Source organism: Citrobacter sp. Cf125 (genome assembly GCF_030333935.1).
Classification (GTDB): domain Bacteria; phylum Pseudomonadota; class Gammaproteobacteria; order Enterobacterales; family Enterobacteriaceae; genus Citrobacter; species Citrobacter freundii.
The window spans coordinates 26,457-41,825 of sequence record NZ_JAOWEY010000017.1 but is presented as its reverse complement, the minus strand read 5'-3'; the positions used below and the strand labels follow the sequence as shown (position 1 = coordinate 41,825).

The window sequence follows — 15,369 nt, the reverse complement described above, 5'->3', positions numbered from 1 at the left end:
CTAAAAGCGGAAGGATTTGCCAGTCTTATTCAAATTATTTGAGAGATAAAGTGTCACGTAATCAGGAATCACAATGGCTTGCTGGCAGCCGTAGAAAAACGCAACCGGCAGGTAGTTGGTTACTTCGTCAAGGTGAACCACAAAGTAAAATTCATCTTTTGCATCATGGTGTTGCTCGTGCGGTTTATCACGCGGACAACGGCATTGAAAGGGTTAAAGAATTCTACTTTGCCGGAGAATACTGCTTTCTGTACCTGAACTGGCTAACTAACACGCCTGCCGATTACAGTCTGCAAATGATCGCCGCTGGAGAAACCACTGAAATCCCCTTGGCGTTGCTGAATGCACCGGAAAATCAGGAGATTAAGACCCAGCTACTGGTCCAGCAATTGATCTACAAAGAGAAAAAAGAGCAAATGCTGCTGCTCAATACCCCAGAGCAACGCTACCAGTACGTACAAACACACTTCCCGGACTGGGAGTCGCAGCTCACTCAGCGTGATCTCGCCAACTATATCGGCATTACCCCCGTTAGCCTGTCCCGTATTCGCCAGCGTCTTAACAAAGGTTAACGCCTTACGTTGATGCGTCGATTATTGTCCCGTCACTCTTTAATCGATGGCGACCACAATGAACGCATTTCTTCTCTCTCAGATGCTGGCTGGCATCAGCTTCTTACTGGATATTTCCGCTTTTCATTTTCAACGCCGGGCTATCACTTTAACGCTGCTCACCGGCTCTACTTCCCTGTTAGCTATCCATTTCTATCTTTTGGATCAACACGCTGCGGCTGGGCTAATGATCATTGCCGCTTGCCGCTATGCGACGGCCATCATCACGTTTCACCGCTGGGTGATGTGGGGATATATGCTGGGATCGCTGCTGTGTAGCATTTATCTTTGGCAAAATCTGTCGAGTATTTTGCCGCTGATGGGAAGCCTGTTGATGACTTTTGCGTCGTTTCAAAAACGCAGCGGAAAATTACGGGGATACACATTGTGCGGAAGCCTGTGTTGGCTACTGAACAATGTGATTGTTGGCTCGCCGGTTGCCGTAATCATGGAACTAGCATTTTCAGGCAGTATTCTGGCCGCCTGGTGGCGTCACTGCGCGACCAGACGCTGTGGATGCGTATAAATCGTCGCCCTGCCCGGTTTGCAAAAACCCACCAGCGTCAGGTTACAGCGCTCGGCAACTTCTACCGCCAGCGTTGTCGCGGCAGACACAGCAAACAGAATCTCCACGCCGCACATCGCCGACTTCTGCACCATCTCGTAGCTGGCGCGGCTGGAGACTAATACCGCGCCCTGTTGCCAGGTTTCCCCTTCGATTGCGCGTCGCCCCAGCAGTTTATCCAGCGCAACATGACGCCCAACATCTTCATGCCCGCCCGCCAGATGACCTGACGGCTGTACCCAGGCAGCCGCGTGTGTGCAGCCTGTCAGTTGCCCCACGGGTTGAAAATTATTGAGATGGCGTAAAGCGTGATCGAGATTCGCCAGATCGAATGTCTGGGTAAACGGCAGCGGCTGGACTGGCTTGCCAATGTCATTGAGCTGCTCCACGCCACAAACGCCGCAACCGGTGCGACCGGCCAGCGCGCGACGACGTTCCTTCAGCCCCATAAATCGGCGACTGGACAGCTCAACCTGCACTTCTAATCCGTTACAGGAAGGAACCACTTCCATTGCGTAGATATCCTGCGGGCGCTCAATAATGCCTTCAGAAAGTGAAAAGCCCATCGCAAAGTGCTCAAGATCTTTCGGTGACGCCATCATCACCACGTGCGAAATCCCGTTGTAAACCAGCGCAACCGGTACTTCCTCAGCGACGACATCCGGCTGAGGATGTTGCAAATCCTCGCGTTTCCAGAGGGTCAACTGGCGCGATCCTGTCAAAGTCGTCACATTTTTGATGTTTTCTCGAATAATCTTATTCACTTTCTTTTAACCATATTGGAACACGCATACCAACATTGTGGTATTCTTTACAAACCCCTCCTGGACGGAGGGAAATTCACCCAATTCTGGACCTTTGCGGTCCCGTCCGCAAAGAAAAATAACAACCACTTCCCTCACGCTCGAGTAACGGAAAAGTGAAGGGAACGTGACAATGTCGAAAAAGGAGCAAACCATGCAGGTCAGCAGAAGGCAGTTCTTTAAGATCTGCGCTGGCGGTATGGCAGGCACCACGGCAGCGGCACTGGGTTTTGCACCCGGCGTAGCGCTCGCGGAAACACGGCAATATAAACTGCTGCGTACCCGCGAAACCCGTAACACCTGCACTTACTGTTCCGTTGGCTGTGGACTGTTAATGTACAGTCTCGGTGACGGAGCAAAAAACGCCAAAGCATCCATCTTCCATATCGAAGGGGACCCGGATCACCCGGTGAACCGTGGCGCGTTGTGCCCGAAAGGGGCAGGACTTGTGGACTTCATCCACTCCGAAAGTCGCCTGAAATTCCCGGAATACCGCGCACCAGGCTCTGATAAGTGGCAACAGATTAGCTGGGATGAGGCATTTGACCGCATCGCTAAGCTGATGAAAGAAGACCGCGACGCAAACTACGTTGCACAAAACGCCGAAGGCGTAACCGTTAACCGCTGGCTTTCCACTGGGATGCTGTGTGCTTCCGCTTCCAGTAACGAAACCGGCTATTTAACGCAAAAATTCTCCCGCGCGCTCGGTATGCTCGCGGTCGACAACCAGGCACGCGTCTGACACGGACCAACGGTAGCAAGTCTTGCTCCAACATTTGGTCGCGGTGCGATGACCAACCACTGGGTCGACATTAAAAACGCCAACCTCGTTGTGGTGATGGGCGGTAACGCCGCTGAAGCCCACCCGGTCGGATTCCGCTGGGCGATGGAAGCTAAAATTCACAACGGCGCGAAGCTGATTGTGATCGATCCGCGCTTTACGCGAACCGCAGCGGTGGCTGATTTCTATGCGCCGATTCGTTCCGGTACTGACATTGCTTTCCTGTCAGGCGTCTTGCTGTACCTACTGAACAACGAAAAATTCAACCGCGAATACACTGAAGCCTATACCAACGCCAGCCTTATCGTGCGTGAGGATTACGGTTTCGAAGATGGCCTGTTCACTGGCTACGACGCGGACAAACGCAAGTATGACAAAACCAGCTGGAACTACGAGCTGGATGAAAAAGGCTTCGCCAAACGCGATGTCACCCTGCAACACCCGCGCTGCGTGTGGAACCTGCTGAAACAGCACGTCTCCCGCTACACGCCGGACGTTGTAGAAAATATCTGCGGTACGCCAAAGGCTGACTTCCTGAAGGTCTGTGAGTACATCGCAGAAACCAGTGCCAAAGATAAAACCGCGTCGTTCCTGTACGCCCTTGGCTGGACACAACACTCCGTAGGTGCGCAGAACATCCGTACCATGGCGATGATCCAGTTGCTGCTTGGCAACATGGGGATGGCCGGCGGCGGTGTTAACGCCCTGCGCGGTCACTCCAACATTCAGGGTCTGACCGACTTAGGCCTGCTGTCACAAAGCCTGCCTGGCTATATGACGCTGCCGAGCGAAAAACAGACTGACCTGCAAACCTACCTTGCCGCCAACACGCCAAAACCGTTGCTGGAAGGTCAGGTGAACTACTGGGGTAACTACCCGAAATTCTTCGTTTCGATGATGAAAGCCTTCTTTGGCGATAAAGCGACAGCGGAAAACAGCTGGGGCTTCGACTTGCTGCCGAAGTGGGATAAAGGGTACGACGTGCTGCAGTACTTCGAGATGATGAACCAGGGCAAAGTGAATGGCTATATCTGCCAGGGCTTTAACCCGGTCGCGTCATTCCCGAATAAAAACAAGGTCGTGGCTTCACTGTCCAAACTGAAATTCCTGGTCACCATCGACCCACTCAACACCGAAACGTCTACCTTCTGGCAGAACCACGGTGAGTCGAACGATGTGGATCCGTCGAAAATCCAGACCGAAGTATTCCGTCTGCCGTCCACCTGCTTCGCCGAAGAGAACGGTTCTATCGTCAACTCCGGTCGCTGGTTGCAGTGGCACTGGAAAGGCGCGGACGCCCCGGGGATTGCCGTTACCGATGGTGAAATCCTCGCCGGTATCTTCCTGCGCATGCGCAAGATGTATGCCGAGCAGGGTGGCGCGAACCCGGAACAGGTGCTGAGCATGACCTGGAACTACTCCACACCACACGAACCGGCTTCGGAAGAAGTGGCGATGGAGAGCAACGGTAAAGCGCTGGCCGACATTACCGACCCGGCAACAGGTGCAGTCATCGTCAAGAAAGGCCAACAGCTTAGCTCGTTCGCCCAACTGCGAGACGACGGCACCACTTCCAGCGGCTGTTGGATTTTTGCCGGTAGCTGGACGCCGGAAGGCAACCAGATGGCACGTCGCGATAACGCCGACCCATCAGGCCTTGGCAACACGCTGGGCTGGGCATGGGCGTGGCCGCTCAACCGACGCATTCTGTATAACCGCGCGTCTGCTGACCCGCAGGGGAATCCGTGGGATCCAAAACGTCAGATCCTGAAATGGGATGGGGCGAAATGGAGCGGGATGGATATTCCGGACTACAGCGCCGCCGCACCTGGCAGCAACGTTGGGCCGTTCATCATGCAGCCGGAAGGGATGGGACGCCTGTTTGCTATCGATAAGATGGCGGAAGGTCCGTTCCCGGAACACTACGAGCCGTTTGAAACGCCGCTGGGGACTAACCCGCTGCACCCGAACGTCATCTCTAACCCTGCCGCGCGCATCTTTAAAGGTGACGCGGAAGCACTGGGTAAAGCAGATAAATTCCCGTACGTCGGTACGACCTATCGTCTGACCGAGCACTTCCACTACTGGACCAAGCATGCGCTGCTCAATGCCATCGCACAGCCGGAACAGTTTGTGGAAATTGGCGAGAAGCTGGCGAATAAGCTCGGTATCTCTCATGGCGATACCGTCAAAGTCTCCTCTAACCGCGGCTACATTAAAGCCAAAGCAGTGGTGACTAAACGTATTCGCACGCTGAAGGCCAACGGTCAGGATATCGACACCATCGGTATTCCGATTCACTGGGGCTACGAAGGTGTGGCGAAAAAAGGCTTTATCGCTAACACGTTAACGCCATTCGTCGGTGATGCGAACACGCAGACGCCGGAATTTAAGTCCTTCCTCGTGAACGTGGAAAAGGTGTAACGGAGACGACCTATGGCTTATCAATCGCAAGACATCATTCGTCGTTCCGCCACTAACGGTTTCACCCCCGCGCCTCAGGCGCGGGACCATCAGGAAGAGGTGGCGAAGCTTATCGACGTCACCACCTGTATCGGCTGTAAAGCGTGTCAGGTGGCGTGTTCTGAATGGAACGACATCCGTGATGAAGTGGGCAACAACGTTGGGGTGTACGACAACCCGGCTGATTTGACCGCTAAATCCTGGACGGTAATGCGCTTCTCGGAAGTGGAACAGAACGACAAACTGGAGTGGCTTATCCGCAAGGATGGCTGTATGCACTGTGCCGATCCGGGCTGCCTGAAGGCGTGTCCGGCTGAAGGCGCAATCATTCAGTATGCCAACGGTATCGTCGACTTCCAGTCCGAGCAGTGCATCGGCTGTGGCTACTGTATCGCAGGCTGTCCGTTCGACGTGCCGCGCCTCAACCCGGAAGACAATCGCGTCTACAAATGTACGCTGTGCGTTGACCGTGTCGTGGTCGGGCAAGAACCGGCCTGCGTGAAAACCTGCCCAACCGGCGCGATTCATTTCGGTACTAAAGAGTCGATGAAAACGCTGGCAGGCGAGCGTGTGGCGGAGCTGAAAACGCGTGGTTACGAAAACGCGGGTCTGTACGATCCGGCAGGCGTTGGCGGTACGCACGTCATGTACGTATTGCACCATGCTGACAAGCCGAATCTGTATCATGGCCTGCCGGAGAACCCGGAAATCAGCGCCACCGTGAAATTCTGGAAAGGCATCTGGAAACCTCTCGCAGCCGTCGGCTTTGCAGCGACATTTGCGGCCAGTATCTTCCACTACGTCGGTGTAGGCCCGAACCGCGCGGAAGAGGAAGAAGACAACCTGCATGAAGAAAAAGACGAGGTGCGCAAATGAAACGACGTGACACCATCGTGCGCTACACGGCGCCGGAACGCATCAACCACTGGATCACTGCCTTCTGCTTCATTCTGGCGGCAGTGAGCGGGATGGGCTTTCTCTTCCCGTCTTTTAACTGGCTGATGCACATCATGGGCACTCCGCAACTGGCGCGAATTGTGCACCCGTTTGTCGGCGTGATCATGTTTGCCTCGTTTATCATCATGTTTTTCCGTTACTGGCACCACAATCTAATCAATCGGGATGATATCTTTTGGGCGAAGAATATTCGTAAGATTGTCGTCAACGAGGAAGTAGGTGACACGGGACGTTATAACTTCGGCCAGAAATGCGTATTCTGGGCGGCGATTATCTTCCTGGTCCTGTTGCTGGTGAGCGGAGTGGTCATCTGGCGTCCGTATTTTGCGCCTGCTTTCTCAATCCCGGTGATCCGATTCGCGTTAATGCTGCATTCATTTGCCGCAGTAGCGCTAATTGTGGTTATCATGGTGCACATTTACGCCGCCCTTTGGGTGAAAGGCACCATTACCGCGATGGTGGAAGGATGGGTTACCAGCTCATGGGCGAAGAAACATCACCCGCGCTGGTACCGTGAAGTCCGCCAGAAACAGGAAAAGTCATCTGAATGAGTATTCGCATAATCCCGCAAGATGAGCTGGAGAAGAGCGAGAAACGCACGGCGGATATGATTCCGCCGTTATTATTCCCCAGACTCAAAAATTTGTATAACCGCCGTGCTGAGCGCCTGCGCGAGTTGGCCGAGAACAACCCGCTGGGCGACTACCTGCGCTTTGCCGCGCTGATCGCCCACGCGCAGGAAGTGGTGCTGTACGACCATCCGCTGCAGATGGATCTGACCGCGCGCATCAAAGAAGCGAACGATCAGGGCAAACCGCCGCTGGATATCCACGTCCTGCCACGCGACAAGCACTGGCAAAAGCTGCTGCAGTCGTTGATTGCTGAGCTGAAGCCAGAGATGAGCGGTCCCGCGTTAGCGGTGATCGAGAATCTGGAAAAAGCCTCAGAGCAAGAACTGGAGCTAATGGCCAGCGCGCTGTTTGCCTCTGATTTTGCCTCCGTCAGCAGCGACAAAGCACCGTTCATTTGGGCTGCCCTGTCGCTCTACTGGGCGCAGATGGCAAGCCTGATCCCCGGCAAAGCCCGTGCGGAATACGGTGAACAGCGTCAGTACTGCCCGGTGTGTGGTTCAATGCCGGTCTCCAGCATGGTGCAAATCGGTACCACCCAGGGTCTGCGTTATCTGCACTGCAACCTGTGCGAAACCGAGTGGCACGTGGTGCGCGTGAAGTGCAGCAACTGCGAGCAGAGCCGTGATTTGAACTACTGGTCACTGGATAACGAACAGGCGGCAATCAAAGCTGAAAGCTGCGGCGACTGCGGGACTTACCTGAAGATTCTCTATCAGGAAAAAGACCCGAAAGTCGAAGCCGTGGCCGACGATCTCGCCTCACTGATGCTGGACGCGCACATGGAGCAAGAGGGCTTTGCCCGCAGCTCCATCAACCCGTTCCTGTTCCCGGGTGAAGGGGAGTAAGTTCTTCGCACTACCGGGCGGCGTAAGTCGCCCGGGTTATAATGTATACGGTGTGACCACACCGGATAGGCCTGCAAAATCCTTAGTATTTCGCGTAACCAGCGTAAGACGATGAATCTGTGCTGTTGCCAAAATAATGGCATCCGGCAATTTCATCCCAAATTCCTGTCTGATACTCACGCTTCGTTCAGCAATATCCTGTGAAACGCCGATCACGTTAAAAGCACCTAGCGCAACACGAGTACGGGCTTCCTGATGGTATTTTTTTGCACCCACCATCACCTCCATCCATGTAATGAGGCTGATTGCATTCTGCGGCGGCCATGTTTCTATCGCTAGTTTTGCTTCATTTCTCCCACTAAACAGATCGATGAGGATGTTGGTATCAAAAAGCGCGGATCCTTTGACCATTACCATTCCTCACGGAGTTTACGCTGGTATTCAACACCATCTTCCTCACAGCCTTGCCACAGCCCAAGAGCACGTGAAATTGTGGTTTCAGCCTGATCCTGCCTCTCAAGATACTGTTCAACGGCCTCCCGTAAAAGTTCTGCTCGCGGCAGGTTGCGCTGCACCTTGAGATCATCAAGACGTTTAATCACTTCATCTGATAAATCGAGTAAAATTCTGCCCATATCCATCCCAGCCATCATACTCATATATACCTCCAGTATATCATCAGCGATTAATTTCCACACAACATACACCTGAAAAAAGCAAGAAAATACCCTCCACGCGAACGATTTTTACTTTTGCGAGCCGCTTTCCAAAATCATACCCATCCCTATTTTTCCCATTTTCATTCTTAGTAATCCAGGTTATAAACCTGTATATCCATACAGATAAGAGTATTTAAAAATGGCACTGGAAAGCGGGATTGCGCAGTTAGTTGAGGCATTTATCGCGGCGGGACGCCCTTCTTCCCGTGAGCAGAATATTGATGACCGGAGAGCGGCCTATATTGCCAGTACGGCGCTGGCCGGAGAAACTGAAACCCGCGTACAGGTTGAAGATATTGAACTCGACGCCATAGCATTTCGCGTTATTTCGCCGCGGGGCAGCACGGGAAACCTCCCCTGCGTTATCTATTATCACGGCGGTTGCTTTGTCAGCGGTGGATTTGCCACACATGATAACCAGCTAAGGCAACTCGCCTGGTACAGCGGCTGTCGGGTCATTGCGGTGCAGTATCGCCTCGCACCAGAACATACCTTCCCGGCAGCACATAACGATGCTGAAACCGGGGCCAATATCATCTGGAAGTATGCCCAGAAACTGGGAGTAGACCGGGACAACATTACGCTTGCTGGCGACAGCGCAGGTGGACACCTGGCGCTGGTCACCGCACTACGCCTGAAAGCTGCCAGGCAATGGCAACCTGCACAGCTTATGCTGATCTACCCGATGCTGGACGCAACTGCCAGCTTTGCGAGCTATGACCATAATGGACGGGATTACATTATCACCCGCGATACACTGCTTTCGGGCTACGAAATGTATATGCCGAAAACCGATCCATTACATCCCGAAGTCAGCCCACTCTGGCGCAAAGACTTCAACGGTTTACCGCCCACGCACATCATTACTGCCGAATTCGACCCACTGCGAGATGAGGGTGAAGCCCTGTATCAACGGTTCCTGGAGCAAGGCGTGGAGTGCTCTTGCCAACGCTATCTCGGCGTTATCCACGGTTTTTTCCAGTTGGCAGGGGTGAGCCCGGCGGCACGAAATGTGATGCGAGATGTGGCCTGGCGGCTTGGCCAATAAGGATGTTCATGAGTTCTGAAATTAAGGAAGGTACCCGTCAATACAATCATCGACAGCATGCGATTTTTATCAAAATACGGATTATGGCATTTTCATAATCCGCATTTTACATCAGCAAATGAACCCAACATTACATTTTAGCCAGAGGACCTACTCTTCCTCGTTACCGCCTTCTTCATATGCGCCAAACGGTTTCGCAGGTAGCACAATGTAAGTACCTTCAAACACGACGCCCGGTGTGTCATCGCCAAACACCCCGACCTGCATCTGAACGCGCGCCTTGCGACCTCTTGCCAGGCGGTCAAGGTCACCGCTCAACGACCCCAGATCGGCAATAGCAGTTGGTTTCCCGGTGATCGGCCTGCTGTATCGGATATGCGCGTCGGCCAGGATTATTGTCCCACCCAGATGACGCTCGCGCAGCATCAGCCAGATAAGTCCCCAGCCCGTTAGCGTAGCCAGTGAAAACAGGCTACCGGCAAACAGGGTATGGTGCGGATTCTGATTGCCTGTCTCGGGCATCGTGGTGATAAATTTCTGCCCAGTGTACTGCTGAATGCGTACGCCCATTTTCTCACTCAATGGAATATGTTCGTACCAGGCTTGTTGTAGCTGTCCGCACCAGTCCCCGCGATGGAGAATATCGTCCAGCGTCGCAATGGGCTTAATCATCAAAAAGTGGCGCACCGGCGTGGTTTGCGGTGTGGTGATTTCCCCCTGGCTCACAAAACCGAGCTTGGCGAAAAATTCGACCGCATCTTCACGGGCACTACAGGTTACGCGTTTGACCCCTTCCTGACGCGCCACAGACTCCAGAGTCATCGCCATCAGCGTGCCCAACCCTTTCTCTTGCACGGAAGGGTCTACTGCCATAAAGCGTATGGAAGCTTCGTTATCCGCATTGATATACAGACGCCCTACCGCAACCAGATTCCCCTCTTCGTCCACCACCATCTGGTGATGCGCCATCGCGTCCCAGGCATCCCGTTCGGAGCCTTTTGGCTGGTGCAATGGTTTACGCAGCATCTCCCAGCGAAACTGGTAGTAGCGCTCCAATTCTTCTTCTGTTTGCGGTACTCGAAGGTGATACATAGTCGTATTCTCTCTTGTTGTCCGCGGCCATACCGGTAGCTGGTTCATACTTGTAACCAGAACGTCACCGGGCCATCATTAACCAGTGAAACCTGCATATCCGCAGCGAATCGACCAGTTTGCGTATTCATTTCCTGTTGGCGGCAACGCTCAACAAAGTACTCATACAGCGCTTCTGCACGCTCGGGCGCTGCGCCTTTCGAAAACCCCGGGCGCATGCCACGCTCGGTATCTGCCGCCAGCGTAAACTGTGAAACCACCAGTACACTCCCCCCTGATTGCTGCACATTAAGGTTCATTTTGCCTTCGGTATCGCTAAAGATTCGATAACCGAGTACACGCTCGCACAGGCGATTCGCTTTCTGTTCGTCATCATCCCTTTCGACACCTAACAGGACCAAAAGTCCTGGGCCAATTTCACCCGTCACCTCGCCCTCCACGGTGACGCTGGCACGGGTTACGCGCTGAATTAATGCAATCATGGTTGCTCTGCTTCTTCTTCTTTTGCGGCTTGTTTAAGTTTGCGGTATTCCCCGAGAGTGACAGTTATTTCCGCGCCTAGCAAGACGATACACCAGGTCCAGTATACCCAGACAAATAAAATAGGGATCACCGCCAGAACACCGTAAATGAGCTGATAAGACGGGAACATCGTGATATAGAGCGCAAATCCTTTCTTTCCGGCTTCGAACAACACAGCAGCCACAAAGGCACCAATAACCGCATCACGGTTGGGTACACGCGTAGTCGGTACGATGCTGTAAAGCAGCCAGAACGAGAGCCAGGAAAGCACCAGCGGGAAAATACGCAGGACGTTATCAATCACCGTGTTGAGATCGCTGGCCCAGCGCAATGACAACAGATAAGAGCTGATCGCCAGACTGGCCCCCGCCAACAGCGGCCCCAGCGTTAAAATCATCCAGTAGACGGCGAAAGAGTAAACTTTAGGGCGAGTACGCTTACTGCGCCAGATAGTATTCAACGCATTATCAATGGCGTACATCAACAATAACGCTGTGACAATCAGCCCGCATGCCCCGACTGCCGTCATTTTGTTCGAGTTGGCGACAAACTGTTCGATATAACGTTGAATGACGTCTCCCGTCGCCGGGATAAAGTTTGCGAAAATAAAATGACGTAACTGGACACTGACGTCGGAAAACATCGGAAATGCGGCGAAAAGCGCAAATACGACGGCAATAAGCGGCACTAATGAGAGCAACGAAACGTAGGCAAGATTCCCTGCCAGCGTCGTCATATTGTCCTCATCAATCCGCTGCCATAATAGCTTCAGCCAGTCTCGTACAGGACGCGTATGATGCCTGGCTTGCTGCTGAACATTTTTTAGCATAACAACGTCGCGAAATAGTCAGGAATGGTCTTTTTATCGACGACCTGGATACTGGTGATCCCTAACCGGTTAGCCCCTTCAATATTATCGGCGTTATCGTCAAAAAAGACCGCATCGTGCGCAGAAAAACCTTCAGACTGCAGGACGTGCTGGTAAATCCGCGCTTCCGGTTTACGCATGCCCAGGTCCTGGGAAAGGTAAATATGGTCAGCAGCCTGACGGATCTCGGGATATTCATCCGGCCAAAACGTGGTGTGCAGGCGGTTAGTATTCGACAAGACGACCACCCGATGCCCCTGCTCACGCAGCTTTTGCATGATGTCGATGACCTCAGGGCGCAAGGCGACAAAAACGGCCTGCCAGCCGTGAGAGAACTGCTCGTAACTTAGCGGCAGCGCCATCTCATGACATAGCGCCTCGGCAAAGGCTTCATCCGTTATTTCACCTCGCTCGTGCTGGTGAAAAGCCTCCCCCATGGTGAAACTTTGCTTTAGCGAAGCCAACGGTACACGACTTAGATCGCTCCATGTGCCCAACACGCGGTTGAAGTCGATATCGACAATCACATTACCCAAATCAAAGATATAGAGCATGCCCTTCTCCTTATTCGCCGTGGATGAATAACTGTAGCGGGAAAGGAGAAGTTTGACTATGCGAGAGTGATGGCTACGAAGTTATCGGGCCATCATTGGGAAGAATTACACGGCCAGAGCATCATCCTGTGAAGGACTCACCTGCACAATTTCAACCTGCTGTGACTGGAGTAAATTGTGCAATGCCGGACCTGGGTATTCATCAGTAAACAGCGCAGTCACCTGAGACACGTTACCAATTTCTACCGCGGCAGAAGCCGTATATTTCGTATGATCCGCTGCCAGCAGAATGTGTCTTGAATGGGACATCATCGTTTTCACTACGCTGGCTTCATTGACATCAAACTCCAGCAGCGCGCCATCACTTTCGATCGCGCCAACGCTGGTAACCAGATAGTCGGCCCGAAAATCAGCCACAAATGCTGAAGCAGAAGGGCCAATGATGCCGCTGTTGTGTGGGCGTAACGTTCCACCTGGTACCATAACTTCAAAACGTGGGTTGTTATACAGAATGTGCGCCACGCGTAGGCTGTTGGTAATAATGCGCAAATGATTATGGTTTAACAGCGCGCGGGCCACCTGCTCAACGGTGGTGCCAATGGTAATAAACACCGTTGATCCATCGGGAATGTAGTCAGCCACCGCTTCCGCGATGGCCTTCTTCTCTTCCGTCCAGGAAACTTCACGCTGCTCAAACGCCGTATTCACCACGCTGGAGGCTCTGCCCGCGCCACCATGATGACGCGTAATTAATCCCTGCTCGCTGAGTTTACGAATATCACGACGCACAGTTTGCGTGGACACGTCCAGCAGGCTCGCCAGCTCGTCGATATTCATATAACCGCGCTCGCTAATCAGCATCAACAGCTGATCGTGCCGCGGGTTACCGGTCAGTTCGGTAAGACTCATGAAATTTCCTCGAAAAACCATTGCCCTGGCATTTTATACAAAAAGTGACAGAAAAGATCGGGTTTGATCACAGTCAGGGATTCCGGCCCTTCCTCCCGGGCGAGTGCATTTTAACGCAGCAACCCCACTGGCAAACCTGACGGCCTCTTCTGGAGCATCGCCACCCGCCAGGCTGAATGCGAGCGCACCGTGGAAAACATCCCCAGCTCCCGTAGTATCCACAACATCGACTTTAAATCCAGATTGATGTTGCAACGTATTATTTTTTATCCAGTCACAGCCTTCGCTCCCTCGTGTCACATAGACATGACCATTTGTGAGCGTTTTTGCTTTTTTAAGTCCAGTTTCAGAATCATTTATCCCGGTTAAACGCGCCAGACCCGGTTCAGAGAACGCCGCATGATCGCTCAACGCCACCAGCTCGCTGATATCTTGTGGCGTGACGTCACCATCCAGTACCGTCATCACTCCCGCCCGACGCGCCAACGTGAACGCCTGCCTGGCGCCTTCGTGCCAGCGAACATCCGCCAACACCACATCCCACTGGGAAAAATCGATCTCATTCAGCCAGGCAGCATCCGGCAGTAAATCCGGGCTGGGATAGTTAACGATAATCCGTTCTCCTTGCGCATCAACCATAATTGCCGATTGCGAAGACTTTGCCCCCGCATAGCGCCGGGTGTAGCGGGTGTTTACCCCCAGGGATTCCAGCTCCGCCAGCAGGCTATTTCCGGTGTCGTCATCGCCCACACGGCCAATAAAGTCCACCTGCGCGCCCAGCTTCGCTGCAGCCACTGCGGCCGTTGCAGCAGGCCCGCCGCCCACTTCCGTGTAACGCTTCGCCACATACTTACCTCCTTCGGTCGGTAAACCTTCCACGTAATAGATGCGATCCATCACGGCAATACCTACACAAGCAATACGAATCATGGTCATTCCTTAGGCGTTTCAAGATGGGATCATTTTAATTTCACAAAATGTTTAAAAAGTGACGGCTGTCAATTTTTTGACCATAAATTACAAATACGATCAAAAACAGACAAAAACAAACGACCTTAAATGACAAAAAATGACATCCACGTCTCAGGAGAACGTTATGGCAGTTATAGCATTTATCGGATTAGGTCAGATGGGTTCACCCATGGCGAGCAACTTGCTGAAGCAGGGTCATCAACTCAGCGTCTTTGACGTTAACCCGGATGCCGTTCAGCGCCTGGTGGAAAAAGGAGCCCAACCTGCCAGCAGCCCGGCTCAGGCAGTAAAAGGGGCAGAATTTGTCATCACAATGCTGCCAAACGGCGATCTGGTGCGCAGCGTACTGTTCGGTGAGCAGGGTATCTGCGAAAACCTCTCCCCGCAGGCATTAGTGATTGATATGTCGACTATTCACCCACTGCAAACCGACAAACTGATCGCCGATATGCGTGACAAAGGCTTCGACATGATGGATTGCCCGGTTGGACGTACCTCCGATCACGCTATCGCAGGAACGCTGTTGCTGCTGGCAGGTGGAACGGCACAGCAGGTAGAACGCGCCACACCGGTTCTGATGGCGATGGGTAATGAATTGATCAACGCAGGCGGTCCCGGCATGGGCATTCGCGTCAAGCTCATCAACAACTACATGAGCATCGCGTTAAACGCCTTGTCTGCTGAAGCCGCCGTGTTGTGCGAAGCGCTCGGCCTCTCCTTCGATGTGGCCTTGCAAGTCATGAGCGGCACTCCCGCCGGGAAAGGCCACTTCACTACCTCCTGGCCGAACAAAGTGCTGAAAGGCGATCTTTCCCCGGCTTTTATGATCGATTTAGCTCACAAGGATCTTGGCATCGCGCTGGACGTTGCCAACCAACTACATGTGCCGATGCCGCTCGGTGCCGCCTCCCGCGAAGTCTATAACCAGGCACGCGCCGCTGGCCGTGGCCGGGAAGACTGGACGGCCATTCTTGAACAGGTTCGCGCATCCGCCGGGCTAAATAAACACACAGATAAGTAAGGACTGA

17 protein-coding genes are annotated in these 15,369 nt (G+C 53.1%); 8 read left to right on the top strand and 9 right to left on the bottom strand.

The window, feature by feature from the left end; translation table 11 throughout:
• The first annotated feature begins 50 nt into the window (after positions 1–50).
• Both OGV89_RS03435 and OGV89_RS03430 read left to right on the top strand, forming a co-directional pair.
• Positions 51–572, top strand: coding sequence for a Crp/Fnr family transcriptional regulator (locus OGV89_RS03435; protein ID WP_048234217.1), 522 nt, complete (start codon positions 51–53; stop codon positions 570–572).
• Between the two features lie 58 nt (positions 573–630).
• On the top strand, positions 631–1,137 hold the full coding sequence (locus OGV89_RS03430) for a YgjV family protein (protein ID WP_044701822.1): 507 nt from the start codon (positions 631–633) through the stop codon (positions 1,135–1,137).
• Here OGV89_RS03430 and fdhD read toward each other — a convergent pair.
• On the bottom strand, positions 1,104–1,940 hold the full coding sequence (gene fdhD / locus OGV89_RS03425; RefSeq protein ID WP_071681347.1) for a formate dehydrogenase accessory sulfurtransferase FdhD: 837 nt from the start codon (positions 1,938–1,940) through the stop codon (positions 1,104–1,106). The genes OGV89_RS03430 and fdhD overlap by 34 nt on opposite strands.
• Before the next feature lie 193 nt (positions 1,941–2,133).
• Here fdhD and fdnG point away from each other — a divergent pair, with 193 nt between their 5' ends.
• Genes fdnG through fdhE form a run of 4 tightly spaced genes read left to right on the top strand, consistent with a single transcriptional unit; the run spans position 2,134 to position 7,657 of the window.
• On the top strand, positions 2,134–5,184 hold the full coding sequence (gene fdnG / locus OGV89_RS03420) for a formate dehydrogenase-N subunit alpha (RefSeq protein ID WP_085951592.1): 3,051 nt from the start codon (positions 2,134–2,136) through the stop codon (positions 5,182–5,184).
• Positions 5,185–5,196: 12 nt separating this feature from the next.
• A complete protein-coding gene (gene fdoH, locus OGV89_RS03415) occupies positions 5,197–6,099 on the top strand; it encodes a formate dehydrogenase O subunit beta (RefSeq protein ID WP_003028691.1) in 903 nt (300 codons plus the stop codon).
• A complete protein-coding gene (gene fdoI, locus OGV89_RS03410) occupies positions 6,096–6,731 on the top strand; it encodes a formate dehydrogenase cytochrome b556 subunit (protein WP_003028686.1) in 636 nt (211 codons plus the stop codon). Before fdoH ends, fdoI begins: the two co-directional genes overlap by 4 nt.
• Complete coding sequence (gene fdhE, locus OGV89_RS03405; RefSeq protein ID WP_003028685.1) at positions 6,728–7,657, top strand: formate dehydrogenase accessory protein FdhE; 930 nt, start codon at positions 6,728–6,730, stop codon at positions 7,655–7,657. The genes fdoI and fdhE overlap by 4 nt, the downstream gene beginning before the upstream one ends.
• 36 nt (positions 7,658–7,693) lie before the next feature.
• Here the strand turns inward: fdhE and OGV89_RS03400 are convergent, their stop codons facing one another.
• A complete protein-coding gene (locus tag OGV89_RS03400; protein WP_003840448.1) occupies positions 7,694–8,068 on the bottom strand; it encodes a type II toxin-antitoxin system VapC family toxin in 375 nt (124 codons plus the stop codon).
• Entirely contained in the window at positions 8,068–8,310 is a 243-nt protein-coding gene (locus OGV89_RS03395) for a ribbon-helix-helix domain-containing protein (RefSeq protein ID WP_043018956.1), read from the bottom strand. Before OGV89_RS03395 ends, OGV89_RS03400 begins: the two co-directional genes overlap by 1 nt.
• Before the next feature lie 205 nt (positions 8,311–8,515).
• Between OGV89_RS03395 and OGV89_RS03390 the strand changes: the two genes are divergently transcribed.
• Complete coding sequence (locus OGV89_RS03390; RefSeq protein ID WP_003840443.1) at positions 8,516–9,424, top strand: alpha/beta hydrolase; 909 nt, start codon at positions 8,516–8,518, stop codon at positions 9,422–9,424.
• A 150-nt stretch (positions 9,425–9,574) separates the two neighbouring features.
• Here the strand turns inward: OGV89_RS03390 and fabY are convergent, their stop codons facing one another.
• From fabY to OGV89_RS03360, 6 genes are all read right to left on the bottom strand, one after another.
• A complete protein-coding gene (gene fabY / locus OGV89_RS03385; protein WP_003825286.1) occupies positions 9,575–10,516 on the bottom strand; it encodes a fatty acid biosynthesis protein FabY in 942 nt (313 codons plus the stop codon).
• 44 nt (positions 10,517–10,560) lie between these two features.
• Positions 10,561–10,998 (bottom strand): D-aminoacyl-tRNA deacylase, encoded by a 438-nt coding sequence (dtd, locus tag OGV89_RS03380; protein WP_044714708.1) that lies wholly within the window; start codon positions 10,996–10,998, stop codon positions 10,561–10,563.
• Positions 10,995–11,867: a virulence factor BrkB family protein gene (locus OGV89_RS03375; protein ID WP_003028669.1), complete on the bottom strand. Its 873-nt coding sequence runs from the start codon at positions 11,865–11,867 to the stop codon at positions 10,995–10,997. The genes dtd and OGV89_RS03375 overlap by 4 nt, the downstream gene beginning before the upstream one ends.
• Complete coding sequence (gene yihX / locus OGV89_RS03370; protein ID WP_016151258.1) at positions 11,861–12,460, bottom strand: glucose-1-phosphatase; 600 nt, start codon at positions 12,458–12,460, stop codon at positions 11,861–11,863. The genes OGV89_RS03375 and yihX overlap by 7 nt, the downstream gene beginning before the upstream one ends.
• Positions 12,461–12,565: 105 nt before the next feature.
• Positions 12,566–13,369: a DeoR/GlpR family DNA-binding transcription regulator gene (locus tag OGV89_RS03365; RefSeq protein WP_003847907.1), complete on the bottom strand. Its 804-nt coding sequence runs from the start codon at positions 13,367–13,369 to the stop codon at positions 12,566–12,568.
• 33 nt (positions 13,370–13,402) lie between these two features.
• On the bottom strand, positions 13,403–14,299 hold the full coding sequence (locus tag OGV89_RS03360; protein WP_220758140.1) for a sugar kinase: 897 nt from the start codon (positions 14,297–14,299) through the stop codon (positions 13,403–13,405).
• Positions 14,300–14,465: 166 nt separating this feature from the next.
• Here OGV89_RS03360 and yihU point away from each other — a divergent pair, with 166 nt between their 5' ends.
• Positions 14,466–15,362 (top strand): sulfolactaldehyde 3-reductase, encoded by an 897-nt coding sequence (gene yihU, locus OGV89_RS03355; protein ID WP_003847911.1) that lies wholly within the window; start codon positions 14,466–14,468, stop codon positions 15,360–15,362.
• Positions 15,363–15,369: the final 7 nt, after the last annotated feature.

Excerpts from the sequence above, each read along its gene's own strand:
- OGV89_RS03430 (WP_044701822.1), top strand. The coding sequence starts at position 631 with ATGAACGCATTTCTTCTCTCTCAGATGCTGGCTGGCATCAGCTTCTTA.
- fdoH (WP_003028691.1), top strand. The coding sequence starts at position 5,197 with ATGGCTTATCAATCGCAAGACATCATTCGTCGTTCCGCCACTAACGGT.
- fdoI (WP_003028686.1), top strand. The coding sequence starts at position 6,096 with ATGAAACGACGTGACACCATCGTGCGCTACACGGCGCCGGAACGCATC.
- fdhE (WP_003028685.1), top strand. The coding sequence starts at position 6,728 with ATGAGTATTCGCATAATCCCGCAAGATGAGCTGGAGAAGAGCGAGAAA.
- OGV89_RS03400 (WP_003840448.1), bottom strand. The coding sequence starts at position 8,068 with ATGGTCAAAGGATCCGCGCTTTTTGATACCAACATCCTCATCGATCTG.
- OGV89_RS03395 (WP_043018956.1), bottom strand. The coding sequence starts at position 8,310 with ATGATGGCTGGGATGGATATGGGCAGAATTTTACTCGATTTATCAGAT.
- OGV89_RS03390 (WP_003840443.1), top strand. The coding sequence starts at position 8,516 with ATGGCACTGGAAAGCGGGATTGCGCAGTTAGTTGAGGCATTTATCGCG.
- fabY (WP_003825286.1), bottom strand. The coding sequence starts at position 10,516 with ATGTATCACCTTCGAGTACCGCAAACAGAAGAAGAATTGGAGCGCTAC.
- dtd (WP_044714708.1), bottom strand. The coding sequence starts at position 10,998 with ATGATTGCATTAATTCAGCGCGTAACCCGTGCCAGCGTCACCGTGGAG.
- OGV89_RS03375 (WP_003028669.1), bottom strand. The coding sequence starts at position 11,867 with ATGCTAAAAAATGTTCAGCAGCAAGCCAGGCATCATACGCGTCCTGTA.
- yihX (WP_016151258.1), bottom strand. The coding sequence starts at position 12,460 with ATGCTCTATATCTTTGATTTGGGTAATGTGATTGTCGATATCGACTTC.
- OGV89_RS03365 (WP_003847907.1), bottom strand. The coding sequence starts at position 13,369 with ATGAGTCTTACCGAACTGACCGGTAACCCGCGGCACGATCAGCTGTTG.
- OGV89_RS03360 (WP_220758140.1), bottom strand. The coding sequence starts at position 14,299 with ATGATTCGTATTGCTTGTGTAGGTATTGCCGTGATGGATCGCATCTAT.
- yihU (WP_003847911.1), top strand. The coding sequence starts at position 14,466 with ATGGCAGTTATAGCATTTATCGGATTAGGTCAGATGGGTTCACCCATG.